The organism is Halomonas sp. BC04 (assembly GCF_000568385.1).
On the sequence record NZ_AZQX01000358.1, the window covers coordinates 1 to 8,251 of the forward strand.

Here is an 8,251-nt window from a genome sequence, read left to right on the forward strand (position 1 = left end):
GGGGGCATCACTGGTGCCCACCAACCCCCGCGGCGTGGCGGCATTGCTAAAGGCCCTGAAGCGCGGTGAAGCCATCGGCATACTGCCCGACCAGGAGCCCAACTGGGGTAGCGGCGTCTTCGCCCCCTTCTACGGCCGCCTGGCCTATACCGCCACCCTGCTGCCCAAGCTGGTGGCCCGGACCGACGCCCGCGTCGTCACCGGGGTGGCAAGGCGCCTGCCGGGTCGCGGCTTCGCCATTCACTTCCTGGCCGCCGACGAACGCGTCTACGAGACCGATGAGACCGCCTCGGCCACGGGCGTCAATGCCTGTGTGGAGGATGCCATCGCCCTCGACCCGGCCCAGTACCAGTGGGAGTACAAGCGCTACCGCAAGGTGATCGAGGAGCAGGAAGGTCATCCGGACCATGGCTCTTTCCGGCTTTATTAGAATCAATTTCCCTAACTTTGTCTTCCCGATGGCTGGCAAGCCGCCACCATCCTGCTAGACTGCCTGCAACGCTTGACGGGGTGCCGGTGGAACCGGCTGAGATCGCCATATGACACGCACGGCAGTGCGACTGTCATCACGGCGGGGCCCGTAGAACCTGATCCGGCTCGTACCGGCGTAGGGATCAAGCGGTGGCCCTGACGCGGCTTCTGCCCGCCACCTGACCCGGCCACCTCTTTCTTCCTCCCGCCCGCTCCGGATCCGATCTGACACCGGAGGAAAGATGGGCTACCGCTTCGACCACCTCACCGCCGCCTGCCACGACGACTGGCGCGCCTATATCGAGCACGACTTCGTGCGCGGGCTCGGCGCCGGCACGCTCGACGAGAGCGCCTTTCGCCACTACCTGCAGCAGGACTACCTGTTCCTGATCCACTTCGCCCGGGCCTATGCGCTGGCCGCCTACAAGAGCCGCTCCCTGGCCGACCTGCGCCAGGCCCATGAGGGCTTGAAGGCAATCGTCGACGTGGAACTGGGCCTGCACGTGGCTATTGCCGCGAATGGGGCATCAGCGAGGAGGCACTCGCCAGCCTGCCCGAGGCCCGGGCCACCATGGCCTATACCCGCTACGTGCTGGATACCGGCAACCGCGGCGACCTGCTCGACCTCCACGTGGCCCTGGCACCCTGCCTCGTCGGCTACGGCGAGATCGCCAACTGGCTCAATGCCCAGGCCTTCACCGTTCGCGGTGGGGCCAATCCCTATGACGCCTGGATCGGCATGTACGAGGGCGACGAGTTCCAGGGCGCCATGCGTGCCGAGCTGGAGTGGCTCGATGCGCGCCTGGCCGACGTCACGCCGGCGCGCTTCCAGGAACTTACCGAGGTATTTCGCGACGCCACGCGACTGGAGATCGACTTCTGGCAGATGGGGCTGGACCGAGCGGACTGACCCTAACTGCCCAAAGAGCATTGCAGTGGCGCCAGCAAGAGGGGCGCCGGGGGCAGGGCGCAGCGGAGGTCATTTGCCAGGGGTGAGGAGCACTGCTCCGAACGGGCTGGCCATGGATGGCCAGCACCGGTCCTGCGAGCGGAGCAGGACGCGAGAGCGAAGCAGGGCAAATGTAGCGCCCAGGGAAGGGTTTACAGCGCCTCCGCAGAGACCTGCCGCCGGAACAGCCCCGGGACGAGTCGCCAGGCGTCTGCTGTAATCACACCGCCCGCCGACAGCGGCGGGCACTGAACGCTTGACGGGGTGCCGTTACCGACGGCTGAGATCATGTGCCCAAGCATGGATCCCGTTGAACCTGAACTGGCTAGGACCAGCGTAGGATCAAGCGACACGCAGAGAGGCCCCGGCCGCTCTGCCCCTGTCCTCCCAGCTGTCCTCCCTGACAAGACCCTGACAACCCCAAGGGAGAACACCATATGAGCAAGACCCAGCACTTCCTCGCCGAGACCGCCATGGTCGACCAGGCCGCCATCCAGCCACTGCCCGGCTCGCGCAAGGTTCATATCGAGGGTTCGCGGCCCGATATCCGCGTACCCTTCCGCGAAATCTCGCTGTCGCCGACCAGGACTTCCGGTGAGGACGAGGAGAACCCGCCTCTGCTGGTCTACGATACCTCGGGCCCCTATACCGACCCCGAGATCAGCGTCGATCTGCGCCGCGGCCTGCCGGAGCTGCGCCGCGCCTGGATCGAGGAGCGTGGCGACACCGAGTTCCTCGACGGCCCCACCTCCGACTACGGCAAGCGCCGCGCCAACGACCCCATGCTGGCCAAGCTGCGCTTCGACCTGAAACGCACGCCACGGCGGGCCAAGGCAGGCAAGAACGTCACACAGCTGCACTACGCCCGCCAGGGAATCATCACCCCGGAGATGGAATTCATCGCCATTCGCGAGAATCAGCGCCGCCAGGCACTGGGTACGGCCGAGGTCGAGCGGATTCTGGGTCACCAGCACCCGGGCGAGGGCTTCGGTGCCCGCCTGCCGGAGGAGATCACCCCGGAGTTCGTGCGTATCGAAGTGGCCGCCGGCCGGGCGATCATCCCCTGCAATATCAATCACCCCGAGTCCGAGCCGATGATCATCGGGCGCAACTTCCTGGTGAAGATCAACGGCAACCTGGGCAACTCGGCAGTGACCTCCTCTATTGAGGAGGAGGTCGACAAGATGACCTGGGGCATCCGCTGGGGCTCGGATACCATCATGGACCTCTCCACCGGCCAGAACATCCACGAGACCCGCGAGTGGATCATCCGCAATGCCCCGGTGCCCATCGGCACCGTGCCGATCTACCAGGCGCTGGAGAAGGTCAACGGCGTGGCCGAGGATCTCACCTGGGAGGTGTTCCGCGACACCCTGATCGAGCAGGCCGAACAGGGGGTGGACTACTTCACCATCCACGCCGGCGTGCTGCTGCGCTACGTGCCGCTCACCGCCAAGCGCGTCACCGGCATCGTCTCCCGCGGCGGCTCGATCATGGCCAAATGGTGCCTGTTCCATCATCGGGAGAGCTTCCTCTATACCCACTTCGAGGAGATCTGCGAGATCTGCAAGCGCTACGACGTGGCCTTCTCCCTGGGCGACGGCCTGCGCCCCGGCTCGGTGGCCGACGCCAACGACGAGGCGCAGATGGCCGAGCTCAAGACCCTCGGCGAGCTGACCCATATCGCCTGGAAGCACGACGTCCAGGTGATGATCGAAGGCCCCGGCCACGTGCCCATGCACCTGGTCAAGGAGAACATGGAGAAACAGCTGGAGTACTGCGACGAGGCACCCTTCTATACCCTCGGCCCGCTGGTCACCGACATCGCTCCCGGCTACGACCACATCACCTCCGGCATCGGTGCGGCGATGATCGGCTGGTACGGCTGCGCCATGCTCTGCTACGTGACGCCCAAGGAGCACCTGGGCCTGCCCAACAAGGATGACGTCAAGACCGGCATCATCACTTACAAGATCGCCGCCCACGCCGCCGACCTGGCCAAGGGTCACCCCGCCGCCCAGCGCCGCGACAACGCCCTGTCCAAGGCGCGCTTCGAGTTTCGCTGGGAGGATCAGTTCAACCTCGGCCTCGATCCGGATACCGCCCGGGAGTACCACGACGAGACCCTGCCCAAGGACTCCGCCAAGGTGGCTCACTTCTGTTCCATGTGCGGGCCGAAGTTCTGCTCCATGAAGATCAGCCAGGAGGTCCGCGACTACGCCAACGAACACGGACTCAACGGCGATCAGGAAGCCGTAATGAAAGGCATGGAAGAACAGGCGGAGAAGTTCCGAAAGGAGGGGGCCGAGCTCTACAAGGAGGTCTGACCTTTCTCGAGAACAGCCAACCTCTGCACGCCGGCCACTGGTCGGCGTGTTTTTTTTCGTCCCATGGCGACAGCAAAGAAGGTCCGGATGTAGCCTGTAGCCATGACGGTGGCGCTGAACCTGCCACCCCATGTGCAAGGCACTGTCTGAAAAGTCGGCGAACGCAGCCAGTTTTCGGACAATGCCTAGGACCCGGTGCAGAAGGACAACGACCATGCCCCACCTGCATGTAGCGCTAGTGACAGAGCATCCAGAAGCCTGCCTGATCCCACTGCTGCAGCTGCGCCCCCAGCGGGTCGTGCTGGTTGCCGGACGGCTGCAGCAACAGGCCGCCGAGCGACTGCAGATCCTGCTGCAGCACGAACTGCCCGCCAACACCGAAATCCAGCGGTGGGACGAGATGCCGGAGCGCGACCCGCAACGCATTGGCGAATTCGCCACTCGGCTGGCCCGATGGCTCTCTCGACTACAGCGAGACGACCCTGAGCTGACTGTCACCTATGACCTGGCCGACAGCGACAAGCTCACCGCCCTGCTCTTCCAGCAGGCCATGAGCCACTGCAAGGCCGACTGGCTCTATGTCGACTACCGTGCCGGTGCGCTCTACCGCATGGGGCCGGGACTGAATCCCTCGACGCTGGAGGCCTTGGCCATCGAACCCGTGCTCGACGTCGACATCTTCCTGCAGGCAAATGGTCGCAAGCGCATCAAGGCACTATCCGACAATCCGGCCTGGCGCAGTGCCGTCCAGCGTCACCGGGCCCTGACCCACTATCTGGGCCATCAGCCGACAAGCTGGCCTGGCTATTGAGCGAGCTCAATGAGCGGGTTCATGGTCCCCAGGGCGCCCTGGTCGCCACCGACCCAGCCAAAGGCACACACCTCGCCCCCTCCCGGAGCCAACAGCTACTGAGCCGTGCACCGCATTTTCCCTGCACCGACGCGCTGAACGAGTTGAACGGCGCCGGCATGCTCGAGTGGTCGAGCGTCGACCCCCAGCGGGTCAGCTTTTCCTCCCTTGCCGGCGCCTCTACCTCGGCGGCGGCTGGCTTACCGAATATGTCTGGCTATGCGCCCAGGAAGTCGGGCTGCACCAGGCCTGCTGCGGGGCCCATATTCTCGATTTAAGCGGGAATCACAACGGCGAACCCGTGGTTTCAGACTGCCTGGCCGTGCACCACAACCAGTTGCTGTTCATCGAGTGCCTGACGACTCGTCCCGGCCCCGACGCCTGCCTTGAGCAGGGGCTCAAGCGACTGCACGACATGCTCGACCACTCGGCCGGCCTGGCAAGCACCCGCCTGCTGCTGGCCTGCGGAGAATTCGACCATGCGCGCCAACATCTTACCGAGCTGCAGCACAGCCAGGGGCTCAAGGTGGCAGTCATTGAATGCAGCGAGTTGAAACACCTACCCAGCTACCTGCGGCACTGGATGGAGACCGGCAACTGGCCACAGCCATGAGCCAGATGAAAAAACCCCTGCCAGACGGCAGGGGCGAAGAAATAGCTTGGGAAATACTGGACCGGGTATAGCGACCATTCAGAAGCGGAAGCGTACACCGACGCTTGCCGCATCGAAGGTATAGTCGGACTTGTCCAGGTAACGCATGTAATCGGCACCAACCGCCAGGTTGGGTGCCACGTCGAATTCGGCGCCGGCCCCGTAAGAGAAGCCGCTCTCACGGTCCACGTCGAAATCCACTTCGGTCATGCCTACCAGGCCGTAAATCCGGAACTCCTGGGAAATAGGCGCTACACCCTTGGCGTAGGCACCCACCAGATAGTCCAGTTCGACATCACCATCGGAACCGCCGGTGCCGACATGGGCCTCGGCAGCAAAGAATTCATTGAATTGGGCGCCACCCCTGATACGCAGACCCGTGGAATTGGAGGACGAAGCACCATCGGGGTTGAGATCCCAGAACATGGCATCGCCACCGACATAGCCTTCAGGATACATCGGCGTCTGGTATTGGGCCTGCGCTGCGGTTGCGAAGGCGCCGGTGATCAAAAGAGCAGCGGGAATGGCTAGCAGTTTCATGATGCACCTCCAATTAAAAAACAGCGTTTCCTTACACGCACAGCCAGTGTGGCTCAAGAATCAGGATTGAGCAAGCCCGGCTATCGGAAAGTGTTCAAAGATGTCGTCGCCGTCAACATCAACTGGACACTTGGCGACACCGGCAGCGGTAATTGAAGAACGACACCCCCATAAGACAATGATTTTATTATATTAAAAATACTGGCCTGAAAACTGCATCACAAGTAGGGATGGGTTGGCTGAATCCATTAATTCTTCAGCACAGGAAATGCACATGAATGCCGTCTTTCTCGACCGTGAGTCCCTCGACCGAAACGACCTGGATCTGACAGCCGTAGAAACTATTGTCGAGCATCTGACCACATACCCGCAGACGACACCCGCACAAGTTCAGGAGCGGTTGCGTGGCCAGGACATCGTCATCGTCAACAAGGTCGTGCTCGGTCGCGAGGCGCTGGAGGCTCACCCGCCACGTTTGATTTGCGTAGTCGCAACCGGGGTGAATAATATCGATCTCGATGCCTGTCGCGACCTGGGTATCACGGTATGCAATAGCCAAGGCTATGGTACCGATTCAGTGGCCCAGCACGCTCTCTGCTTGATGCTGGCATTGTCCACGCGCCTGCTCGACTATCATCAGGCCGTTCAACGAGGCGACTGGCATCGCAGCACGCAATTCTGCCTGCTGGGTTATCCCATTCAGGAGCTTGCAGAAAAGACGCTAGTCATCGTCGGACATGGCACTCTCGGGGGGCGCGTCGCCGATCTGGCACGGGCCTTCGGCATGGAGGTGATAACAGCCGCCAGACCAGGTAACACAGCCAGTGATGATCGAAAGCCTCTGAGCGAACTGCTTCCCGAAGCCGACGTGATTAGCCTGCACTGCCCACTTACCGACGCCACCCGTGACCTGATCGGCACCAACGAACTCGCCCGCATGAAGTCCACTGCACTGCTGATCAACACAGCCCGCGGGGGACTGATCAACGAAACGGCTTTGGCCGACGCCCTGCAACGAGGAGTAATAGGTGGTGCCGGCATAGATGTCGTAGACGGCGAGCCACCCGACAAAAGCAGCCCACTGCTGCTGCAGCCTCTTCCCAACCTGATCGTCACGCCCCACTCCGCCTGGGGTGCCCGTGAAGCTCGCCAGCGTATCGTCCAACAACTGGTCGAGAACATTCAGGCCTGGCAACAACGCCAGCCAATGCGCGTCGTCAACGCCTAGGCTGCCAAGAAATGTCGCCAGGTGTCCGCAACTGTCCAGAAGTGTTTTTTCTGCACAAGGAAAACCGACACCCGAATACATGGATTGGATTCTGAATTTCAGTAAACCGTTGAACGGCAACGCATGGCATGGAAATTGCCACATAACCAGATAAGCGCCCAATCACGAATTTCAGACAACATATTCAGAACTCTACCCTTGCCAACGACAACAATCACAAGGAGAGCGCAATGAAAGCCGCTGTGCTTCATGCCTACGACGAGAAGATCGAACGCCCGGATCTGGTCAGCTACGAAGAGTGGCCTGACCCCGAAATCATCAAACCCGACGATGTGATTGTGAAGATCGGCGGGGCCGGCGTCTGCCGCACAGACCTGCACATCATCGAAGGAATCTGGCGTGAGCATGCTCCTATCGAATTGCCTTTCGTCATGGGGCATGAGAATGCCGGCTGGGTCGAGGCAGTCGGCGTCGGCGTCACCAGCGTAAAGCCCGGCGACCCTGTGATCTGTCACCCGCTCGCCACCAATGGTCACTGCCTGGCCTGTCGCCGTGGTAACGACATGCACGCAGAAGAGAGCAGCTTTCCCGGCATCAATGCTCAGGGTGGCTATGCCGACTTCCTCTATACCAATGAACGTGCCCTGATCAAGTTGCCCACCACGCTGGCACCCAAGGATGTGGCGCCCTACACCGATGCCGGCCTGACCGCCTACCACGCAGCCAAGAAAGCCGCTCGCCACTTGGTGCCAGGCCAGAAGGTGGTGGTGCTGGGTGTTGGCGGTCTGGGACACATCGGCGTACAGGTACTGGCCGCGCTGTGTGGCGCCGAGATCATCGCCATCGACCGTGCCGAGTCGGCACTCAAGCTGGCCGAACAGGGCGGCGCACACCATGTGGTGAAAGCCGATGGTGGCGAAGTCGATGCTGTGATGTCGCTGACCGGAGGTCATGGTGCCGAGGCCGTTCTCGACTTCGTCGGTGAGGGTGACGCAGTGAGCAAGGGGCTCGCCATGACCCGTGCCAATGGCTTCTATTACATCATCGGTTACGGGGGCAAGATCGAGATCCCGACTATCGACATGATCGTTACCGAAAGAACCATCGTCGGCAACCTGGTCGGCACCTACCCCGAACTGGTTGAGCTGATGTCATTGGCCGACCGCGGTGCCGTAGAGCTGGCGACTCGGGAGTACCGCCTCGAAGAAGCCAACCAGGCGCTTCATGACCTGCA

At 62.1% G+C, this 8,251-nt stretch carries 7 protein-coding genes, 1 pseudogene and 2 riboswitches; of the genes and pseudogenes, 7 read left to right on the forward strand and 1 reads right to left on the reverse strand.

The genetic code is table 11. The annotated features are described in order from the left end of the window. The 5 genes and pseudogenes from Q427_RS24065 to Q427_RS24085 form a co-directional block, all read left to right on the forward strand. The coding region (locus Q427_RS24065) for a lysophospholipid acyltransferase family protein (RefSeq protein WP_043517829.1) at positions 1-430 on the forward strand (430 nt) is incomplete at its 5' end. Positions 431-496: 66 nt separating this feature from the next. After that, positions 497-631, forward strand: a riboswitch (TPP riboswitch). An 82-nt stretch (positions 632-713) separates the two neighbouring features. Then, positions 714-1,381 (forward strand): annotated as a pseudogene (gene tenA, locus Q427_RS24070) (thiaminase II). A 289-nt stretch (positions 1,382-1,670) separates the two neighbouring features. Further along, positions 1,671-1,779, forward strand: a riboswitch (TPP riboswitch). Positions 1,780-1,857: 78 nt separating this feature from the next. Then, the gene (thiC, locus tag Q427_RS24075) at positions 1,858-3,747 is read left to right on the forward strand and encodes a phosphomethylpyrimidine synthase ThiC (RefSeq protein WP_043517830.1); all 1,890 of its coding nucleotides are present in this window, start codon (positions 1,858-1,860) and stop codon (positions 3,745-3,747) included. Positions 3,748-3,961: 214 nt separating this feature from the next. After that, entirely contained in the window at positions 3,962-4,558 is a 597-nt protein-coding gene (locus tag Q427_RS24080; RefSeq protein ID WP_043517831.1) for a hypothetical protein, read from the forward strand. Between the two features lie 166 nt (positions 4,559-4,724). Next, positions 4,725-5,210, forward strand: coding sequence for a Card1-like endonuclease domain-containing protein (locus Q427_RS24085; RefSeq protein WP_043517832.1), 486 nt, complete (start codon positions 4,725-4,727; stop codon positions 5,208-5,210). A gap of 78 nt (positions 5,211-5,288) precedes the next feature. Here Q427_RS24085 and Q427_RS24090 read toward each other — a convergent pair whose 3' ends face one another. Next, positions 5,289-5,789, reverse strand: coding sequence for a porin family protein (locus tag Q427_RS24090; protein WP_043517834.1), 501 nt, complete (start codon positions 5,787-5,789; stop codon positions 5,289-5,291). A 274-nt stretch (positions 5,790-6,063) separates the two neighbouring features. Between Q427_RS24090 and Q427_RS24095 the strand changes: the two genes are divergently transcribed. Further along, positions 6,064-7,017 carry a 2-hydroxyacid dehydrogenase gene (locus tag Q427_RS24095; protein WP_043517836.1) on the forward strand — a complete coding sequence of 318 codons (954 nt, stop codon included), beginning with the start codon at positions 6,064-6,066 and terminating at the stop codon, positions 7,015-7,017. Positions 7,018-7,247: 230 nt separating this feature from the next. Next, the coding region (locus Q427_RS24100) for an NAD(P)-dependent alcohol dehydrogenase (protein ID WP_043517837.1) at positions 7,248-8,251 on the forward strand (1,004 nt) is incomplete at its 3' end.